The organism is Pseudomonas sp. F3-2 (assembly GCF_038804275.1).
Taxonomy (GTDB): Bacteria; Pseudomonadota; Gammaproteobacteria; order Pseudomonadales; family Pseudomonadaceae; genus Aquipseudomonas.
Window position 1 is genome coordinate 2,816,352 of the sequence record NZ_CP152388.1, and the last position, 18,242, is coordinate 2,834,593.

Annotated in this window: 17 protein-coding genes; 9 read left to right on the plus strand and 8 right to left on the minus strand. The window is 62.8% G+C overall.

All coding sequences use genetic code 11. The annotated features are described in order from the left end of the window. The first annotated feature begins 131 nt into the window (after positions 1–131). The 5 genes from AAGQ88_RS12930 to AAGQ88_RS12950 all read left to right on the plus strand — a co-directional run bounded on the left by AAGQ88_RS12930 (position 132) and on the right by AAGQ88_RS12950 (position 4,023). Complete coding sequence (locus AAGQ88_RS12930) at positions 132–797, plus strand: amino acid ABC transporter permease (protein ID WP_342655594.1); 666 nt, start codon at positions 132–134, stop codon at positions 795–797. After that, positions 778–1,437, plus strand: a complete 660-nt coding sequence (locus tag AAGQ88_RS12935) for an amino acid ABC transporter permease (protein WP_342655595.1) — start codon at positions 778–780, stop codon at positions 1,435–1,437. The genes AAGQ88_RS12930 and AAGQ88_RS12935 overlap by 20 nt, the downstream gene beginning before the upstream one ends. Then, positions 1,434–2,195 (plus strand): amino acid ABC transporter ATP-binding protein, encoded by a 762-nt coding sequence (locus tag AAGQ88_RS12940; protein WP_285423864.1) that lies wholly within the window; start codon positions 1,434–1,436, stop codon positions 2,193–2,195. The genes AAGQ88_RS12935 and AAGQ88_RS12940 overlap by 4 nt, the downstream gene beginning before the upstream one ends. Beyond that, positions 2,189–3,028: a transporter substrate-binding domain-containing protein gene (locus AAGQ88_RS12945; protein WP_342655798.1), complete on the plus strand. Its 840-nt coding sequence runs from the start codon at positions 2,189–2,191 to the stop codon at positions 3,026–3,028. Before AAGQ88_RS12940 ends, AAGQ88_RS12945 begins: the two co-directional genes overlap by 7 nt. Positions 3,029–3,249: 221 nt before the next feature. Then, positions 3,250–4,023: an SDR family oxidoreductase gene (locus AAGQ88_RS12950; RefSeq protein ID WP_285423863.1), complete on the plus strand. Its 774-nt coding sequence runs from the start codon at positions 3,250–3,252 to the stop codon at positions 4,021–4,023. A 6-nt stretch (positions 4,024–4,029) separates the two neighbouring features. Here the strand turns inward: AAGQ88_RS12950 and AAGQ88_RS12955 are convergent, their stop codons facing one another. The 5 genes from AAGQ88_RS12955 to AAGQ88_RS12975 form a co-directional block, all read right to left on the minus strand. Beyond that, positions 4,030–4,314: a winged helix-turn-helix domain-containing protein gene (locus AAGQ88_RS12955; RefSeq protein WP_285423862.1), complete on the minus strand. Its 285-nt coding sequence runs from the start codon at positions 4,312–4,314 to the stop codon at positions 4,030–4,032. A gap of 133 nt (positions 4,315–4,447) precedes the next feature. Further along, a complete protein-coding gene (gene fetB / locus AAGQ88_RS12960; RefSeq protein WP_342655596.1) occupies positions 4,448–5,242 on the minus strand; it encodes an iron export ABC transporter permease subunit FetB in 795 nt (264 codons plus the stop codon). Further along, the gene (locus AAGQ88_RS12965; protein WP_342655597.1) at positions 5,239–5,982 is read right to left on the minus strand and encodes an ATP-binding cassette domain-containing protein; all 744 of its coding nucleotides are present in this window, start codon (positions 5,980–5,982) and stop codon (positions 5,239–5,241) included. Before AAGQ88_RS12965 ends, fetB begins: the two co-directional genes overlap by 4 nt. 251 nt (positions 5,983–6,233) lie before the next feature. Continuing rightward, entirely contained in the window at positions 6,234–7,628 is a 1,395-nt protein-coding gene (locus tag AAGQ88_RS12970; RefSeq protein ID WP_342655598.1) for a UDP-glucose/GDP-mannose dehydrogenase family protein, read from the minus strand. A 134-nt stretch (positions 7,629–7,762) separates the two neighbouring features. Continuing rightward, on the minus strand, positions 7,763–8,074 hold the full coding sequence (locus AAGQ88_RS12975; protein ID WP_342655599.1) for a cupin domain-containing protein: 312 nt from the start codon (positions 8,072–8,074) through the stop codon (positions 7,763–7,765). Positions 8,075–8,592: 518 nt separating this feature from the next. On the opposite strand from AAGQ88_RS12975, the gene AAGQ88_RS12980 reads away from it, so the two are divergent. From AAGQ88_RS12980 to AAGQ88_RS12995, 4 genes are all read left to right on the plus strand, one after another. Further along, positions 8,593–10,047: an aldehyde dehydrogenase family protein gene (locus AAGQ88_RS12980; RefSeq protein ID WP_285423859.1), complete on the plus strand. Its 1,455-nt coding sequence runs from the start codon at positions 8,593–8,595 to the stop codon at positions 10,045–10,047. Between the two features lie 76 nt (positions 10,048–10,123). Next, positions 10,124–11,248, plus strand: coding sequence for an alkene reductase (locus tag AAGQ88_RS12985; protein WP_342655600.1), 1,125 nt, complete (start codon positions 10,124–10,126; stop codon positions 11,246–11,248). A gap of 57 nt (positions 11,249–11,305) precedes the next feature. Further along, positions 11,306–12,625: an MFS transporter gene (locus tag AAGQ88_RS12990; RefSeq protein WP_342655601.1), complete on the plus strand. Its 1,320-nt coding sequence runs from the start codon at positions 11,306–11,308 to the stop codon at positions 12,623–12,625. 201 nt (positions 12,626–12,826) lie between these two features. Then, on the plus strand, positions 12,827–13,423 hold the full coding sequence (locus AAGQ88_RS12995; RefSeq protein ID WP_285423856.1) for a trypsin-like peptidase domain-containing protein: 597 nt from the start codon (positions 12,827–12,829) through the stop codon (positions 13,421–13,423). Here the strand turns inward: AAGQ88_RS12995 and AAGQ88_RS13000 are convergent, their stop codons facing one another. Genes AAGQ88_RS13000 through AAGQ88_RS13010 form a run of 3 tightly spaced genes read right to left on the minus strand, consistent with a single transcriptional unit; the run spans position 13,424 to position 18,230 of the window. Next, the gene (locus tag AAGQ88_RS13000; protein ID WP_342655602.1) at positions 13,424–14,632 is read right to left on the minus strand and encodes an HlyD family efflux transporter periplasmic adaptor subunit; all 1,209 of its coding nucleotides are present in this window, start codon (positions 14,630–14,632) and stop codon (positions 13,424–13,426) included. Next, positions 14,629–16,788 carry a type I secretion system permease/ATPase gene (locus tag AAGQ88_RS13005; protein WP_342655603.1) on the minus strand — a complete coding sequence of 720 codons (2,160 nt, stop codon included), beginning with the start codon at positions 16,786–16,788 and terminating at the stop codon, positions 14,629–14,631. Before AAGQ88_RS13005 ends, AAGQ88_RS13000 begins: the two co-directional genes overlap by 4 nt. Then, the gene (locus tag AAGQ88_RS13010) at positions 16,785–18,230 is read right to left on the minus strand and encodes a TolC family outer membrane protein (protein WP_285423852.1); all 1,446 of its coding nucleotides are present in this window, start codon (positions 18,228–18,230) and stop codon (positions 16,785–16,787) included. Before AAGQ88_RS13010 ends, AAGQ88_RS13005 begins: the two co-directional genes overlap by 4 nt. Positions 18,231–18,242: the final 12 nt, after the last annotated feature.

Sequence of the window (18,242 nt, forward strand, 5' to 3'; positions counted from 1 at the left end):
GTATGGGCGGTTTGTCGATGTTTTCGGGAGTGGCACAAAGCCTGCAGTCAGCGACAGATCACCTTTCGATTCAGGAGCTTTTGTGTCCCGCGTGCTGCCCCCGCAACCCCTCGTTCAAGGTCGACGCTGACATGGAATTCGACGTCGCGTTTGCCTTGTCAACGCTTCCAGCCTTCATCACCGCCGTGGGCGTGACCTTGCAGGTCGGCCTGATCGCCATCGCGACCTCGCTGTGCGTCGCGCTGATCAACGCTGCAATCGCGGCCTTTCAGATCCGCCCGCTTCAGCCCGTCGTGCGTGCGTACGTCGAGCTGGCGCGCAATACGCCGCTGCTGATTCAACTGTTCTTCATCTACTTCGCGCTGCCTGCGCTGGGCGTCAAAGTGTCCGGATTCGCCTCGGCGATCATCGCCATGACCTTCATGGGCGGCGCGTACCTGACCGAGATCCTGCGTGCCGGCATCGAGGCGGTGCCCAGGTCGCAGATCGAATCGGGCCTGTCGATCGGCTTGTCGCGCTGGCAACTGCTGCGCCATGTGGTGCTGCCGCAAGCCGGCATCCTCAGCCTGCCGGCGCTGTTCGCCAACTTCGTGTTCCTGCTCAAGGAAACCACGGTGGTGTCGGCGGTGGCGGTGCCGGAAATCCTCTACACCACCAAGAGTTACATCGCGTTGTACTACAAGACCTACGAAATGCTCGCCGTCATGACCGGCCTCTGCGTGCTGCTGTTCGTGCCGCTTTCACTGTTGCTGCGGGTTGTGGAAAGGAGGCTCCAGCATGGCCAGTTCGGGTCTTGAGCTGTTATGGATCAGCGCCCCGCAGCTTGCACAGGGCATTGGCCGCACGCTGGGGATCTCGGCGCTGGCCATCGTCTTCGGTGCAGTGGGTGGCCTGATCTATGGTGTGCTGCGCAATCTGGGCATTCGCTGGATCGATTGGCTGCTGCTGGTTTACCTGGAGCTGTTCCGGGCGATTCCGGTGCTGGTCTGGCTGTATCTGTTTTTCTTCGGACTGCCGATCTTTCTCGGCTGGAGCATTCCGGGATTCTGGTGCGCGGTGCTGGTCCTGTCGCTGTGGGGCGCGAGCGAAACCGGTGAGGTGGTGCGCGGTGCGTTGCGCTCTATTCCTCGCGGTCAGCGCGAAGCCGGCCTGTCGATTGGTCTGGGCCAGGTTCAGCTGTACGGCCGGGTGCTGTTGCCGCAGGCGCTGCGGCGCATGACGCCGCCGATGATCAACGTCTTCACCCGCCTGATCAAGACCAGCTCGCTGGCGGTGCTGATTGGCGTGGTGGACGTGATCAAGATCGGCCAGCAGATCATTGAGCGCACCTACGAGTCGGTGCTCATCTACGGCTTTCTGTTTGTTTTTTTCTTTCTGGCCTGCTACCCGCTGTCGGCGGTGTCGCGGGTGCTCGAACGGCGTTGGAATCATTCATGAGTGCGTTGATAGAACTGTCCGGTTTCAGCAAGCGTTTCGGCGCGGTGCCGGTGCTGCAAGACATCGACCTGAGCGTGCGCGAAGGCGAAGTGGTGGTGATCCTCGGCCCCAGCGGCTGCGGCAAGAGCACCTTGTTGCGCTGCCTCAACGGCCTTGAGCTGGGCCATGCCGGGCAGTACCGCTTCGGCGGACTTGAGTTGTCGGCCAATGCCGACTGGCGTCAGGTGCGCCAGCAGATCGGCATGGTGTTTCAGAGCTACCACCTGTTCCCGCACATGACCGTGCTGGACAACATTCTGCTGGGACCGGTGAGCGTGCAGAAACGCGCGCGCAACGAGGCGCGTCAGCAGGCCGAAACCCTGCTCGCGAGGGTCGGCCTGCTGGACAAGCGCGACGCCTTCCCCCGCGAGCTGTCCGGTGGGCAGCAGCAGCGGATCGCCATCGTCCGCTCGCTGTGCATGAACCCCCAGGTCATGTTGTTCGATGAAGTCACCGCCGCCCTTGACCCGGAAATGGTCAAGGAAGTGCTGGAGGTGATTCTGGACCTTGCCCGCAGCGGCATGACGCTGTTGATCGTCACCCACGAAATGGCCTTTGCCCGCGCGGTGGCCGATCGAATCCTGTTCATGGACGGCGGACGCATCGCCGAACAGAGCGACCCCGAAACGTTTTTCAGTAACCCGCAGACCGCACGCGCGCAGCAGTTCCTGGAGAAGTTCTCCTACGTAGAAAACATGCCAAAAAGGAAAGCATCGTGACGTTTAAATCTGCCCTCGTTCTCCCGCTGATCGCCCTCGGCTTGCTGGCCGGCACTGCCGCTGCCCACGCCGAAGGCTATCTGGACAAAATCAAGGCGCGCGACAAACTCGTCGTTGGCGTCTTCAGCGACAAGCCGCCGTTCGGTTTCGTCAACGAGAAGGGCGACTATGTCGGTTTCGATACCGATCTGGGACGCCGCTTCGCCAAGGACCTGCTCGGCGACGAGAAAAAAATCGAGTTCGTGGTGGTCGAGCCGGCCAGCCGCATTCCGTTTCTGCAGAGCGACAAGGTCGATCTGATCCTGGCCAACATGACCGTCACCCCCGAGCGGGCTCAGGTGGTGGACTTCACCCATCCGAACCTGCGGGTGGCAGTTCAGGCGCTGGTGCCGGACAACAGTGCGGTGAAGAACCTTGACGATCTGGCCAGCAAGACGGTGATCGTCACCACCGGTACCACGGCGGACATCTGGCTGACCAAGCATCATCCTGACTGGAAGCTGCTCAAGTTCGAGAAAAACTCCGAATCGCTTCAGGCGTTGGCGAACGGGCGCGGTGATGCCTACGCGCAGGACAATCTGGTGCTGTTCAGCTGGGCGAAACAGAACCCCGGCTATCGGGTGCTCCCGCAGAAGCTTGGTGAAGAAGCGCCTATCGCCCCTGCGGTGAAGAAGGGCAATACCGAGCTGCGCGATTGGGTCAACACTGAGCTGGCGACACTGGGTCAGGAAAAATACCTGCTCACGCTGTACAACCAGTACGTGCGCGACCAACTGGCCGAGGGCACCGACCCGGCGGCGGTCATCGTTGAAGGTGGCGCCTGGAAGCCCTGACCGGCTGCTGCGTCGAGCCATGAGTTGAATGCGGCCTGTCGACAGTTGTGCGTGACGCGCCTGACTGCCCACAGGCCGTTTTGCATTCGGCGACCAGGGCGCAGGCGCGACAGCGCAGGCCATGCTGCCGAACGGTTTCACTGTCATCGGCACGGTGGCTGTGGCGTACTGGGCCCCCGAGACTTCTTGCTACACACCCTTTTTGATGAGGAAGCAGACAGATGAATGCGTTCGCGACGAAGGTAGTGCTCATTACCGGTGGTTCCAAAGGTATCGGTCTGGCCTGTGCCCGACAGTTTGTCGAGCAGGGCGCACGCGTGGTGATCAGCTCGCGTTCGCAGGCCAATATCGATCAGGCGCTCAGTGAACTGCCCGGGGCGCAAGGCTTTGCCGCCGACCTGAGCGACGATACGGCTGCGGCCAATCTGGTCAGGCAGGTGGAAGAGCAGGTCGGTCCCATCGACGTGCTGATCAGCTCGGCGGGCGCGGCGAAGCGTTCGCCGCCCGAGGACCTGACCCCGGCGTTCTGGCGCGCCGCCATGGACGCGAAATTCTTCTCGACGATCAACGTGGTCGATCCGGTGATCAAGCTCATGGCCCGGCGCGGGCGCGGTGTGATCGTCAATGTCATCGGCGCGGGAGGCAAGGTCGCCAGCCCGATTCACCTGGCTGGCGGTTCGGCCAACGCAGCACTGATGCTCGCCACCGCCGGGCTGGGCAATGCCTATGCGGCGTCGGGCGTGCGGATCATCGGTGTCAATCCGGGGCTGACCGAAACCGGCCGGGTCGGCGAAGGCATGGCCGCCGATGCCCGTCATGCGGGGATCAGTCCTGAGGCGGCGAAAGAGCGCGCCGTGAGCAAGATACCGCTCGGGCGCATGGCGCAGCCGGAAGAGGTCGCGCATCTGGTGCTGTTCCTGGCGTCCGGCAAGGCCAGTTACATCACCGGCACGACCGTGACGATGGATGGCGCGCAGCACCCGGTGGTGGTGTAGGCGACATTACGCCTCGGCCAGCCGGCACAACTGATAACCGATGCCGTAGATCGTGTGGACGAGGGGAAAAGCAGCGCCGTCATCCACGATTTTTCGGATCTCGTGTAGCCGGGTGCCAACGCCGCTGGTGTTCTTGACGACGTTTTCGCCCCACAGGATCGTGGAAATCTCCTCGCGCCTGACCACGCCCGGGCTGCGGCGCATCAGCAGGGTGAGTATCTCGATGTTGGTCGGGTTGAGCCTCAGCGGCCTGTCATTGCGAAACGCCCTGAGTTTTTCCGTGTCGAGCATCAAGTCTTCCACGATCAACATTTCTACATCCGTCACCGAGACAATCCGGGCATGGTAGGCAGGCAGATGTAAAAAATTGGTTTGGTCGTCGTGAACGGCGTGTCATTTTGCCCAGTGCGGCTGGCAGGCGGTTTCAGCGGCGGCTGACCAGTCGGTGCATCATGAACCGGTGATCGGCTGCGAACAGCCGCAAGAACGTCAGCAACACTGCGCAGACAGTGCCCAGTGCCGAGGACGCGGCAATCAGAAACATCACCACGATCTGGTAGCGCACGGCACTCATCGGGCTTTCGCCAGCCAGCACCTGGCCGGTCATCATGCCCGGCAGGCTGACGATGCCGACCACCGTCATCTGATTCAGCGTCGGCATCATTCCGGCCCGCACCGCTTGCCGGGCAGCCAGTTGCGCAGCTTCCCAGCGGGATCCGCCCAGGGCCAGGATCATCTCCACCGTGTTGCGCCCCGAGGTCAGTTCCTGGGTCATGCGCTCGATGCCCAGCGACACGCCGGTCAGGGTGTTGCCCAGGATCATGCCCAGGATCGGGATCGCGTACTGCGGTTCGTACCACGGCCGGATGCGGATGATCACGAACAGTCCGATGGCGGTCACCAGCCAGGAGCTGGCCCAGACCGAGACGATGCTGTCGGCCAGTTGCCCGGCGTAGGTACGCTTGCCCCGGCCCGCGGCGGAAATGCCCGCGACCACAGTCATCAGGCACATCAGCGGCAGCACGACATACCAGTAAGCGAACGCGAACACCCAGCCCAGCACGTAACCGACCGCCAGCAATTGCACCACCGTGCGCAGCGATGCCCAGAGCAACTGCCGCTCAAGACCGAGCTTCAACATCAGCGACAGCGCGCCGTTGATCAGGATCAGCGAGGCGGCAATCGCCAGGTCAGCTGCAGAAAGGTCCTGATAATTCATGGCCGGGCCTCAGTGTCGAGCACGCCCTTGGTCATGGTCAGGTGGCGTGTGCTCATGCGCCGCGCCTGTTGATGATCGTGGGACACCCAGATGTAGGCACGTTGCAGACCGCCGCTGACGTCCGCCGGGGAGCAGACAGCTTCGGCGCGGAACCAGTGCCGGACCAGATCCTCGACCGCCGTGGCCGATTCAGGGTCCAGTGCCGCGGTGGGTTCGTCCAGCAGAATCACCTGCGGCGAGAGCTGCAACGTGCGCACCAGCGCCACGATCTGTGCTTCGCCGCCGGACAGCTCACTGGCTTGCCGGTTCAGGAATGACGCCTCTTTGCCAGCCTGTGCAAGCAGATCGCGGGCGAAATCCAGGTTGAACATGCGCGCGCTCAGGCTTTTCAGGGTGAAAGGGAATTGCAGGTTTTCCAGCACGTTGCCTTCGATCATGGCGGGACGCTGCGCCAGGTAGCAGATACGGCTGCGAAACGTGGGGATCTTGTCGTTCGGCACGGGATTTCCCTGCCAACAGACCTGGCCGGTAGCGGGCTGATCGAGCAGTGCGAGCAGGCGCAGGAAAACGCTTTTGCCCGAACCCGATGAGCCGGTGATCGCAACCTGAGCGCCGGCACTCAAGACGAAATCCGTAGGCTGCAGCAATACCGTCTGCCCCGACGGATCGACGCGACTGAGGTTTCTCGCCTCCAGCAGAGGCGCAGCTGTAGCAGCGATCGTTGGCGCATTGGACGACACGGAAATTCCTTTTGGGCGATTTTGCAAAGGGCGCTGGACAGCACGGCAACTGACCCGGCCCGCTCGTGAGCGGGTCAGGCGCCCGAACGGACGCCGTGTGCGAGGCGGAGAATAAAGCAAAGGCGGCCAATGCGGAATGCAGCGATCACGCCGTGAACCCGGGCTGTGTGCCGGGCTTCGTTCGGGCGCCCTGCGTCGCGGCTATGTGCAGGATCAATGCGCCGGATTGCCCGGCGCGCAGCGGCAGAAGGTCAGAGCAGCCGACCACTCGCCAGGGCCGGAAAGACGCTCCAGCGCTTTTGCGGAATCGGCAGATTGCAGGATTCGCCACGGCCCATCGGGAAGTACTGAAAGCCTCGTCGGGCGAGCCGTTGCGGGTCATACAGGTTACGGCCGTCGAAGATCACCGGGGCGTTCAGGCGCTGCTGGATCAGCTCGAAATCGGGCGCCTTGAAGGCTTGCCATTCGGTGCAGACGATCAGCGCGTCGGCACCTTCCAGCGCCGCTTCCGGCGTGCCCAGCAGCATGAGGTCGTGGCGGCGACCGTAGATCCGCTGGGTTTCGCCCATTGCCTCCGGATCGAACGCCCGCACGTTCGCCCCGGCATCCCACAGTGCCTGCATCAGCACGCGGCTGGGCGCGTCACGCATGTCATCGGTGTTGGGTTTGAACGCCAAGCCCCACACAGCAAACGTCTTGCCGCGCAGGTGACCCTGGTAGAACGCGTTGATGCGCTCGAACAATTTGTGCTTCTGCCGTTCATTGATGGCTTCGACCACCGAGAGCAGGTCGTTCGAGCAGTCGGCTTGCCGTGCGCTGTGAATCAGCGCGCGGATGTCCTTGCCGAAGCAGGAGCCGCCGTAACCGCAGCCCGGGTAGATGAAGTCATAGCCGATACGTGAGTCGGCGCCGATGCCGCGGCGCACGGATTCGACATCCGCGCCCAGGTGCTCCGCCAGTTCTGCGATCTGGTTGATGAAGCTGATTTTGGTGGCGAGCATGCAATTGGCGGCGTACTTGGTCAGCTCGGCGCTGCGCAGGTCCATGAACAGGATCCGCTCATGATTGCGATTGAACGGTGCGTACAGTTCATGCATGACCTGGCGGGCGGCTTCGTTGTCGCTGCCAATGATGATGCGGTCGGGCCGCCGGCAGTCATTGACCGCGGAGCCTTCTTTGAGAAATTCGGGGTTGGAGACGATCTCGAATTGCAGCAAGCGCCCGGCCTGACGCAATGCTCTGTCGATGTGGCTGCGCAGGGCGTCGCCGCTGCCGACCGGAACGGTGGACTTCTCGACGATGATCAGTGGCTGACTGCGATGCCTGGCGATGGCCTCACCGACGGCGAAGAAGCCGCTCAGATCGGCCGAGCCATCTTCGCGGGACGGCGTGCCGACGGCAATGAACAGCACGTCGGCGTGTTCGACCGCCCATTGCGCGTCGGTGGTGAATTGCAGGCGCCTGTTGTCCAGGTTGTCGCGCACCAGAGCGGCAAGCCCAGGCTCGTAAATGTGCACCTGGCCCTGACGAAGGTGATGGACCTTGGCCTCATCGATGTCCATGCAGACGACGTCGTGTCCCACCTCGGCAAGCACGGTGGCTTGCACCAGACCGACATAACCACTTCCGAATACGCTGATTTTCATGTGACGAGTCCCTGCAAGACGCGCGGAAAGTCGGGGCGCAAGACGCCCACCGGTTTCAGCGTGCCACTGGCAGTTGTCGTTCCTGTGACGCTTTCATGCCTATCCGATGTTGCAGCGGTTGCGTCGGACGTGCGTCAGACGCTGCCTTCGCTTTCCACGACCAGGATTCGCGCCTCGCCAATAGGATGGGCGACGTGTGCCGTTCCAACGGAGGCATAAAAGATATCGCCGGTTTCCAGCCGTACGGTGTTCTCGATGTTTTCTTCTTTGTAATGCATGTCGACGCGCCCATCCAATACCACGAACACTTCCTGGCCATCATTGACGTGCCACTTATAAGGTTGGTCAGTCCAATGCAGGCGCGTGGTTATTCCATTCATGTTGGCAATGTCCAACGCTGCCCATGGACGTTCGCCGGTAAATGTCTTACTGCGGATGATTTTCAAACGAATACCTTCCTGAATGAGTCGTTCTGAACGTGCGGCCGGGTGATGTTGATATACCCGGCGTCAGCGTCGTGATGATACGTGGGCTGACAATGGCTGCAACGGGATCGCCAACGCGCTGGGCAATAACCGCAAGATTGCGCAAGTCGCGACCGTTTTTCCCATCTGTCCCGCGGCCTTTTACTCGCCATTGTCGCGATTCGGCGACCGGTAAGCCGCGAATGTAGCGGAGGACAACCGCCTTCGGCAGTCGATGTCCGGAATCCTTGCGGATTCGTCATTGTTGACCCATTTGATCGCCCCTAACATTCATTTCAACGGATTAGACGACTGGTCTACTCCGAAGTAATCACAGCGACAGTGAATCAACGTAGTTCTAAAGACGGATAAGCAAAGTTGTGTTCCAGGTCATCGGGTGCCATGCGCATAGAGGGCCTGATACATACAACCTCCGAACTTTCGAGCTGACTGTCGTTGCACTTCTTATATAACGACCCATGCTTCTGGAGATTAATGATATGGCCACTGCATCCCGTTCACCTGTATCTGCCAGCCTGTTCGATGGTCCTTATTACCTGAGCATTGCCGGCAAACTGGTCGAAACCCGTGACGCATTCGATGTGATGAACCCGGCGACCGGCCAGGTTCTGGCTCAGGCACCGGCCGGCACCGCCGAACAACTGGAAGACGCCATTGCCGCTGCCAAATCGGCATTCAAAGGCTGGTCTGCGCTGAGCTATGACGAGCGCGAGCAGTACCTGATTGCCTACGCCGACGCCTTGCAGGCGCATCGCGATGAATTGTCCGTGCTGTTGACCCTGGAGCAGGGCAAGCCGCTCAAAACCATGGCGGAGCCTGAAGTGGATCAGGCGATTTCCTGGATTCGCCAGATCGCCGCGCGTCGTATTCCGGTCGAGATCGTGGAAGAGAACGACAGCCACATCGTCGAGCTGCACCATACGCCGCTGGGCGTCGTCGGCGCGATCACGCCGTGGAACTTCCCGGTGCTGCTGGCGTTGTGGAAGGTCGCGCCAGCGCTGCTGACCGGCAACACCATGGTGATCAAGCCGTCACCGTTCACCCCGCTGACCACCCTGCGTTTCGGGCAGATCGCCCAATCGGTACTGCCGGCCGGCGTTTTGTCGGTGGTCTCCGGCGGCAACGAACTCGGCCCGCAGATGACCGCTCACCCGGACATCGCCAAAATCAGCTTCACCGGCTCGACCGAGACCGGCAAGCACGTGATCCGCTCGGCTGCCGGCACGGTCAAGCGTCTGACCCTGGAAATGGGCGGCAACGATGCGGCCATCGTCATGCCTGACGCTGACTGGAAGTCAATCATCCCGCAGCTGTTCTGGGGCGCCATCGGCAACTCCGGGCAGTGGTGCGTCGGCATCAAACGCCTCTACATCCATCGCTCGTTTCATGCGCCGTTCGTGGCGGCGTTCGTCGACTACGCCCGTCAGCAGAAGCTCGGCAACGGCCTGGACGCCGAGGTCACGGTCGGACCGGTGCAGAACAAGATGCAGTTCGACAAAGTCCGCACGTTCCTGGACGACATCAAGGCCAACGGCCAGAACATCGTTCTGGGCGGCGAGGTCGATGACAGCCGTCCGGGCTACTTCATCCCGGTGACGGTAGTGGACAACCCGCCCGAGCAATCGAAGATCGTCCAGGAGGAGCAGTTCGGCCCCATCGTCCCGATCATCGTTTACGACGATGTGGATGACGTGATCGAGCGTGCCAACGACAGCCCGTTCGGCCTCGGCGGCTCGGTCTGGGGGCGTGACACCCGCGCGGCGGTGGCGGTGGCCAATCGCCTGGAGACCGGCATGGTCTGGGTCAATGAAATGCACACCCAGGGCGTGGACATCCCGTTCGGCGGCCACAAGCAATCCGGGGTCGGCACCGAGCAGGGGCATGAAGGCCGACTCCTGTTCACCAACCCCAAGACCGTCCTGATCAAGAAGTAAGCCGGCTGCTGGCCTCTCGCACAGAGAGGCCACTCGGCACTCGATTCATTCCCTCTTTCGCAATCGGAATACCGCCATGTCTCATCACGCTCTGTTTACCCCCGTGGAACTGGGTCGCCTGACCCTCAAGAACCGTATCGCTTTCCCGCCCCTGACCCGGCAACGCAGCGCCCAGCCGGGCGATGTCGCCTCCGAGCTGATGTCGGTGTATTACCGCCAGCGCGCTTCGGCGGGATTCATGGTCACCGAAGGCACGCAAATCGAGCCGCGCGGACAGGGCTATGCCTGGACGCCGGGCATCTATACCCAGGCGCAGATCGAGGGCTGGAAGAAAGTCACTGACGCGGTGCACGCAGAAGACGGCGTGATTTTCGCTCAGCTCTGGCACGTCGGACGGGTCTCTCATTATGCGCTGCAGCCTGATGGCGCCGCGCCTGTGGCTCCTTCGGCCATCCGTGCCGAAAACGCCAAAGCCTTCATTCAGACCGGTCCGGGCACCGGCGAACTGGTTGCGCCGTCGCTGCCGCGTGCACTGAGCATTGCCGAGATCGAAACCCTGGTCGGGCTGTACGCCACCGCCGCGCGAAATGCGATTGCTGCCGGTTTCGACGGCGTCGAGATTCATGCCGCCAACGGCTATCTGGTCAATCAGTTCATCTCCGAGCATTCCAACCAGCGCGATGACCAATACGGCGGCTCGCTGGAAAACCGTCTGCGTTTTCTCCGCGAGGTGGTTCAGGCCGTCGCCAACGCTGTCGGTCCTGAACGTCTGGGCGTGCGCTTCACGCCGCTGTTCACCAGCACCGATCAGGACCGCGTGTACATCGGCATGGTGGAAAAGGACCCGCACCATACCTACATCGAGGCGATCAAGGTGTTGCAGGACGCGGGCGTTGCCTATGTGTCGATCGCCGAGGCGGACTGGGACAACGCACCCGATCTGCCCGAGCAGTTCCGTCGCGACGTGCGCAGCACCTTCAGCGGCCGGATCATCTACGCCGGTCGCTACACCGCCGAGCGCGGCGCCCGGCTGGTAGAGGCGGGGCTGGCGGACCTCATCGCGTTCGGCCGTCCGTTCATTGCCAATCCGGATTTGCCGGCGCGTATCTCCAATGGCTGGCCGCTCAACCCGTTGATCCCGTCGACCCTCTACGGCGGCACCGCAGCGGGCTTCACCGATTACCCGGCCTACGCCGGCTGACCGCAACCCTTCGCCGGGCCGACACGCGTCGGCCCGGCCCGTTCTGGAGATCGCATCATGTTGGTGACCAGCAGAGTTCCGCTTGCCGAACCCGAGAATGTCATGACCGCGCAGCCGCCGCGCCTGCACCTGTGCGCGCCGGCAACCGTGTCCGGCAATACGCCGTCGCTGTTGGTCGCAATCGTCTGTATCGTGCTGGTGGCCTTGACGCTGCGTCCGGCGATCGTGTCGGTCGGGCCGTTGCTGCCGGGGATGATTCGCGATTTCGGCCTTTCCCACACTCAAGCGTCGCTGCTGACGGCCATTCCGACCCTGCTGATGGGGTTGATGGCGCTGCCGACGCCGTGGCTGGCTCGGCGCTTCGGTCGTGACCGGGTCATTCTCGTGGCGTTGGTTGTGCTGCTCGCGGCGACCGCTCTGCGCGCGGTTGCAGGTTCTGTCGGCACGCTGTTTCTGACCACCGTGGGCATTGGCGCGGGGATCGCCGTGGCCGGGGCGCTGCTGGCCGGGTTCGTCAAAGCCAGCTACCCGCAGCAGACCGCGTTGCTGATGAGCATTTACGCCACCTCGCTGGCGCTGGGCAGCACCGCAGCGGCGGCGATCACCGGGCCGGTGGCAAGTACGTCTGCAAGCTGGCGCCTGGGCGCCACGGTGTGGACCGTGCCCGCCGTCGTCGCCATCGCCGCGTGGCTGTTCATCGAGCGCAAACGGCTGACGCCGGGCGTGAACAGTGGCTCGGGCCGGCGGTACGCAATGCCGATCCGTAACCGGACGGCCTGGCTGATCGCGCTGTTCTTTGCCAGCAACAACATCGTGTTCTACGCGTTCATCTCGTGGATCGCGCCGATGTACGTGGAATACGGCAGAACGCCGACCATGGCCGGGCTGATTCTGGCGAGCTTCACCCTGGCGTTCATGGTGTCCAACCCGGTGTTCGGCATTCTCAGCCGCAACGAGGACCGGCGTCTGGCGCTGGCAGCAAGCTCGGCGATTGCGCTGGCAGGCACGCTGGCCATCGCGGTTGCGCCGAATGCCATGCCATTCGTGGCGGTGCCGATACTGGCGTTTGGCACGGGCGGGGCGTTCACCCTGGCCATGACGCTGCCGCTGGATAACGCGTCCAACGCCGAAGAAGCCAACGCCTGGAACGCCTTTGTCCTGCTGTTCAGTTACATCGTCGCGGCGGCGGGTCCGTTGTTGATGGGCTATCTGCGTGATATGACCGGTGGCTTTCATGTGTCGCAATGGTTGATGGTCGCCGTGAGCGTCGTGATGCTGGCCGCCACGCCGTTTCTGCAGCCGCATCACCACAAGGCCCGCGCCAGAGCAGGGCGCGCGAGTGGCGAGGTGGCAAGCGTTGGACTGCAGCGGTCGTGAAGCGCTGCAGCCCAGCAAATGCGCGAATTTCGGATCCAATGAGCCACCAAAATGCCACTAGACGGAAGGTCGTTTCAACCTATTGAGTTAGTAGTGGCGCAATGACATATTCGCGCCGTCTCCACTACTTCGTCGTGTACAAAAATGCGCCCCCTCAAGTCGCTTGTAGCAGCCTCAGTGCTGATCAGCGGGTGCAATGGAATGCCAGTCGCTTTTACCCAGGATCCAGTCTATGACCAAGCGTTCGTCGTTCATTCCGGAGCGCCGCTGCCCTACATGCTGATGGGCACGGCGATCCAGTGGAATGAAGACTACGCCGTGACGGTCAAGCACATTCCTTACCTGTCAGGCTCGGTGTATCAGGGGCAGGGCGACGTGCAGTTTTTCCGCCACAAGGCCAATGGCGTCCCGCTCTGGCGTGCGTATCAGCCGGGTGAAGCGGTCACGGCGGTGGGTTTCAACTCCGTGTACATGTCGGTCAAGGGCAGCGGTCATGCGCTGCCGGCGATGGTCCGGCTGGACAGCAAAGAAGGCAACGTCATGTATGGCACCCACGATGGCCCGACCGCCAAGGGGATGTCCGGCGGGCCGGTGTTCGCCGCCGATGGCAAAGTGGTCGGCATCACCGTGGCGTTTCTGACGTCCGGTGACCTGACCGCCCTGAAGCGTCCGGATCTGGCCAACCAGCCGCGGGTCAGCATTTTCATGCCGTATGCCGAGATCAACCGCGAATGGAACCGGTATCTGGCGCAGGCCACACCTGTGGCTGCGCCAGCCACCCACCTGGCCAGCCGCTGATCAACGCTCACGCAAGGCTTCGCGGGCGCGGTTGAGCGGCTTGATCAGGTAATCGAGCACGGTCTTTTCGCCGGTGCGGATGTCCACCGTGGCAATCATGCCGGGCACGATGGCGAAGCTTTTACCGGCCTTGTTGCGCAGTACATCCGACTGGGTGCGGATGTACACGCGGTAATAGAAGATCTCGGGTTTGACTTCGTCCTGGATCGTGTCCGGCGAGATGGTCACGACCTTGCCGTCCAGGCTTCCGTAGATGGAATAGTCGTAAGCGGTGATCTTGACCTTGGCTTCCTGATCCGGATGGATGAAGGCAATGTCGCGCGGCGAGATGCGCGTCTCGATCAGCAACTGCTCATCCAGCGGCACGATCTGCATCAACTGCCCATTGGGCGGCACCACGCCGCCAATGGTCGTGACCTCAATGTCCTTGACGATGCCGCGCACCGGTGAGCGGATCGTCAGGCGTGACAGCGAATCGGTGCGGCCGCGAATGACCGCGATCAGCGTCTGCGCTTCGGCGTTGGCCTTGGCCAGATCCTCACGCGCGCGCACCATGTAATCCGATTTCGCTTCGGTGACTTTCAACTCAAGCTCCGATCGCTGACGGTTCAGCCGCAGCACTTCGACGCGACTGGAGGCGCCGATCTTGGCCAGGTTCTCAGTGATGGCCAGCTCGTCGCGCACCAGCTTGAGCGAGCTCTGAATGCCTGCCAGGGTTTCTTCCAGGCCCTTGCGCCGAGTGGTGTACAGCTCGGTTTCGGCGCGGATCAGCTCGGGGTATCGGCTCAATGAATCGTCGAACTTCAGCGGTTTCTCGCTCACTTCGGCCTGCAGTCGATTGACGCTCGCCAGCGCGGCCCGGTACTTGGCTTCGCTTTCGCCGACATTGGACTCAGTCTTCACGGCGTCCAGTTGCGCGAGCACCTGACCGCGCTCGACGAGGGCGCCCTCGGTGACATTCATCTCCTTGATGATCCCGCCTTCCATCGACTGGATGAGCTGCTCGCGGGAGCTGGGCACGACTTTGCCGGTGCCGGTGGACACCTCCACGACTTCGAACCACGCCGCCCAGGCGAAAAAACACGCCAGCATCAACGCGCATCCCCAGATCACCCGCACGCCGCCGGCGATGCTGCGCTCGTCGCTGCCGTCCAGATACGTCACCTGGTCGGGCAGGCGTGGCGTCTGGTCAGTGGTGAGTGCGTTCATGCCTGAGCTCCTTGCGGCTGACGCAGTCGGGTCAGGGCGGCATCGCGATGGTCATCAATGACGATTCTGCCGTTGTCGACCACGATGATGCGTTCCACCAGTTGCAGCACGCTGACCCTGTGCGTCGCCACGATCAACGTGCGCCCCTGACACCAGGTCGTGAGCTTTTCCAGCAGCAGGCGTTCGGTGATGTCATCCAGCGACGCCGTCGGCTCGTCCAGCAACAGCACCTGCGGCTGGCGGATCAGCAGGCGTGACAGCAGCAGGCTCTGGCGCTGCCCGCCGGACAAGCCCAGCCCGCCTTCCAGAATCAGGTGGTCCATGCCTTTGGGCAACTGGCGAACGAAGTCCAGTGCGCCGGTGACCGCCAGCGCGGCGATGATTTCCTGATCGCTGGCCTGACCGGCGCCCAGGGTGATGTTGTCTCGCAGCGTGCCGTGGAACAGCCGCGCCTGCTGGGACATCAGGCCGACATCGCGACGCAGGTCGGCCGGGTCGATGTGAGCCAGGGCGATGCCGTCGAGGGTGGTTTCGCCACTGCTCAGGTCCATGGCCCCCGCGAGCGCTTGCAAAAGGGTCGATTTACCCGCGCCGTTGCGGCCCAGAACAGCGATGCGTTCGCCTGGACGGATTTTCAGATCGATGCCGCTCAGCGCTGGCGAGGCTTCTTCGCTGTAGCGAAAGCCGGCCTGACGCAGCTGATAGTCGCCGCGGATCGCCGGCAGGTGCACGCGCTGGCTGCCCTCAGGATGGTCCACCGGCATCTGCATGATCCGGTTCAAGCCCTGCAACGCGACTTTGGCCTGTTGCCAGCGGGTCAGCACGTGAGTCAGTTGGGCCATCGGGCCCATCATGCGCGAAGACAGGATCGACGCGGCCACCAGACTGCCCGTGGTCAGGTCGCCGGAAATGACCATGGGCGCACCGAAGACGATGACGATGGCGAACACGCCGCCTTGCACGTTCTGGGTCCAGGCCACCAGGCTGTTGGTCAGCGAGCGCAAGCGCAGGCTGCTGTCGGCCGATGCCGCGTTGTAGTGGTTCCACTGTTGCTGAAAACGCTGCTCGGCCTGCAGCGCCTTGATGTCGTCCATGCCCTGAACGCTTTCCACCAGCATCGCGTTGCGCAGCGCGGCCTCGCGCATCGAGGCGTTGGCCAACTTCGCCAGCTTGCGCTGGGCGAGCATGCCCGGCAGCACCATCGCCACCAGCGCCAGCAACGGGATCAGCACCAGATTCCCGCCGATCAGATAGAACACCAGCAGAAACAGGAAAAAGAACGGCATGTCCGCCAGCGCCGTCGCGGTGCTGGAGGTGATCAGGTCGCGGATCTGCTCCAGCTCGCGCAACTGTGAAATGAACGAGCCGGTGGATTTGGGGCGTACTGAATTGCGCAGGCGCAGGGCGTGGCCGAACACCAGGTCGGACACCCGCAGATCGGCCCGCTTGCCGAGTACATCGGTGATGCGCAGGCGCATGATGCGCATGACGAAATCGAAGACCAGCGCCAGCATCACGCCGCCAAACAGCACATAGAGCGTCGGTAGCGACTCGGCCGGGATCACGCGGTCATAGACCTGCATGGAAAACAGCACGCCTGCCATGCCGAGCAGGTTGGCGACCAGCGAGGCGAGCATCACCTGGCTGTAAGGTCGCAGGTCGCTGAGCACGATGCGCCTGAACCAGTGCTCGTCGTACGGCTTGATGTAGTCGTTGGTGCGCACATCGCTCAGTGGCTGGGTGGGTCGCAGAATCACCGTGCGCAGCGCCTGGCTGGCCAGCGCCGCCGGATCGATACGACTCTGCAGGCCCTGATCGCCGCTGTAGGCGATGCCCAGTTCGCCGTGCTCGCTCACGCTTTCGATGACGCCAATCTGGCCGTCCTGCAACTGCACGATCAGCGGCGTTCGCCAGCGGCTCAGGCTCTTGTGGTCATAGCGGGCGAACTTGACGCTCAGGCCGGCCTGGCGGGCCATGTGCCGGACGACTTCCTCGACCCGGCCTTCGCTGCGGATCGAGGCGAGGCGAATGCTTTCCGGCGAAACATCCAGCCGGTAGTGCCGCGCGACCTTGAGCACCGCTTCCAGCCACGGCGAATAATCCTGGCGCTGCGGCCCGGCTGCCGGGTCCTGAGGGATGACGACCGAATCGTTCATGGCAGGATCTCCACATGCTGGATGGTGCTGTGATCGATACCGAAGGCACGTCGCAGCGCGCCGCTGTTGTACAGGCAGTCGATCTGCAGACGACGCAGGTCGGCCTGGGTGTTGGCCAGGTCGAAACGCGACTGATGGATTTCCTGCTCGGCGTTGAGCAGGTCGAGCAGCGGTCGCGTGCCCAGCTCCAGGTATTGCCTGCCATACAATTCGCGGGCTTCGGTGATGCTGGTCTGGCGGTATTCCAGCGAATTGAGCCGGCGCGTCAGTCCGGAGGTTTGCGCCTGTGCTTCGCTCAGCCCCTGGCGTGCCTGCAGGCGGGCGGCGTCTTCGGCCGAGTCGGCGGCGGTCAAGGCGTACCCGGCCGCGCGGCTGCGGGCGCTGATGGCGCCGCCCTGATAGATCGGCACCTCCAGATTGAGGAAGATGCCGACCTGGGTGCGGTCGATGGCCGGGTTCTGATTGTCATAATTGTTGTCCAGGTACTGGTTGAACGACGGCTGCAGTGACAGCGTCGGATAGGCCTCGGACCTGGCCTGCGCCAGTTCCGCCTGCGCCTGAGTGCGTTGCGCGGCGGCCTGCAGCACGGCGGGCAGCGCATCGGTGATGACCGGCGCGTTGCAGGCCTGTCCCAGCGACGGCGTAAACTCATCATTGACCTGCGGCGGCGTCTGGCGGCCGAGCAGGTTGGTCAGGGTGGCGAGCCAGCGGGCGTACTGCGCCTTGAACTCCTGCAACGTGGCCATGCCGCCCTCGGCGCGCGACTGGGCCTGAACGACGTCGGAACGGGTGCTGGCGCCCATGTCGCTGCGCTGCCTGGCAAGCTCGACGATGTCGCCGATGCCGCTGATCTGCTGGCGGGCGATCTCCAGCAAGTGCTGATAGCGCTGCACTTCGATGTAGGCGAATGCCGTGTCGCGTCCGACCTGATCGATTGCCAGCAGAATCCCGGCCTGGCTGCGGGCGGCCCGGGCTCTGGCGGCATCGACGGCGTTGGAGACCTTGCCGAAGTCGTAAAGCATCTGCTTGAGCGAGATGCTGACCGACTGGCTGCTCGCATCGCTGCCGGTTCCGCTGCTGTAGCCGCCTTTCACGCCACCGGAAATCTGCGGGTAATAGCCGGCTTCGGCGACGTTGATGCCTTCGGCCTGTTGATACAGGGTGCCGATGGCCTCGCTGATGCTGGGGTGCCAGTCCACCGCTAGCCGCACCGCCTGCTCCAGGCCCAGTGTCTGGTTGTCCTCGCGCGCCGGCACGGGTGAGGCGGGCAACACCAGGCTTTTGCGTTTATCGGCCGCCGGCTGGGTCTGCAGGCGGGAAGGGCTGATGCTGCGCAGGCCGGGATCGATGTGATCCTGCGCCGTTGCAGCGGTAACGATCGGGTGGTACAGGCCGAGGGTCAACATCACCATCGGCCATTTCTGACGACGAACGCCTCTCACATTATTCCCTTA

Coding starts and splice junctions, on each gene's coding strand:
- fetB (WP_342655596.1), bottom strand. CDS start 5,242: ATGAATTATCAGGACCTTTCTGCAGCTGACCTGGCGATTGCCGCCTCG.
- AAGQ88_RS13000 (WP_342655602.1), bottom strand. CDS start 14,632: ATGAACGCACTCACCACTGACCAGACGCCACGCCTGCCCGACCAGGTG.
- AAGQ88_RS12940 (WP_285423864.1), top strand. CDS start 1,434: ATGAGTGCGTTGATAGAACTGTCCGGTTTCAGCAAGCGTTTCGGCGCG.
- AAGQ88_RS12985 (WP_342655600.1), top strand. CDS start 10,124: ATGTCTCATCACGCTCTGTTTACCCCCGTGGAACTGGGTCGCCTGACC.
- AAGQ88_RS12990 (WP_342655601.1), top strand. CDS start 11,306: ATGTTGGTGACCAGCAGAGTTCCGCTTGCCGAACCCGAGAATGTCATG.
- AAGQ88_RS12950 (WP_285423863.1), top strand. CDS start 3,250: ATGAATGCGTTCGCGACGAAGGTAGTGCTCATTACCGGTGGTTCCAAA.
- AAGQ88_RS12970 (WP_342655598.1), bottom strand. CDS start 7,628: ATGAAAATCAGCGTATTCGGAAGTGGTTATGTCGGTCTGGTGCAAGCC.
- AAGQ88_RS12935 (WP_342655595.1), top strand. CDS start 778: ATGGCCAGTTCGGGTCTTGAGCTGTTATGGATCAGCGCCCCGCAGCTT.
- AAGQ88_RS13005 (WP_342655603.1), bottom strand. CDS start 16,788: ATGAACGATTCGGTCGTCATCCCTCAGGACCCGGCAGCCGGGCCGCAG.
- AAGQ88_RS12930 (WP_342655594.1), top strand. CDS start 132: ATGGAATTCGACGTCGCGTTTGCCTTGTCAACGCTTCCAGCCTTCATC.
- AAGQ88_RS12980 (WP_285423859.1), top strand. CDS start 8,593: ATGGCCACTGCATCCCGTTCACCTGTATCTGCCAGCCTGTTCGATGGT.
- AAGQ88_RS12995 (WP_285423856.1), top strand. CDS start 12,827: ATGCCAGTCGCTTTTACCCAGGATCCAGTCTATGACCAAGCGTTCGTC.
- AAGQ88_RS12955 (WP_285423862.1), bottom strand. CDS start 4,314: ATGCTCGACACGGAAAAACTCAGGGCGTTTCGCAATGACAGGCCGCTG.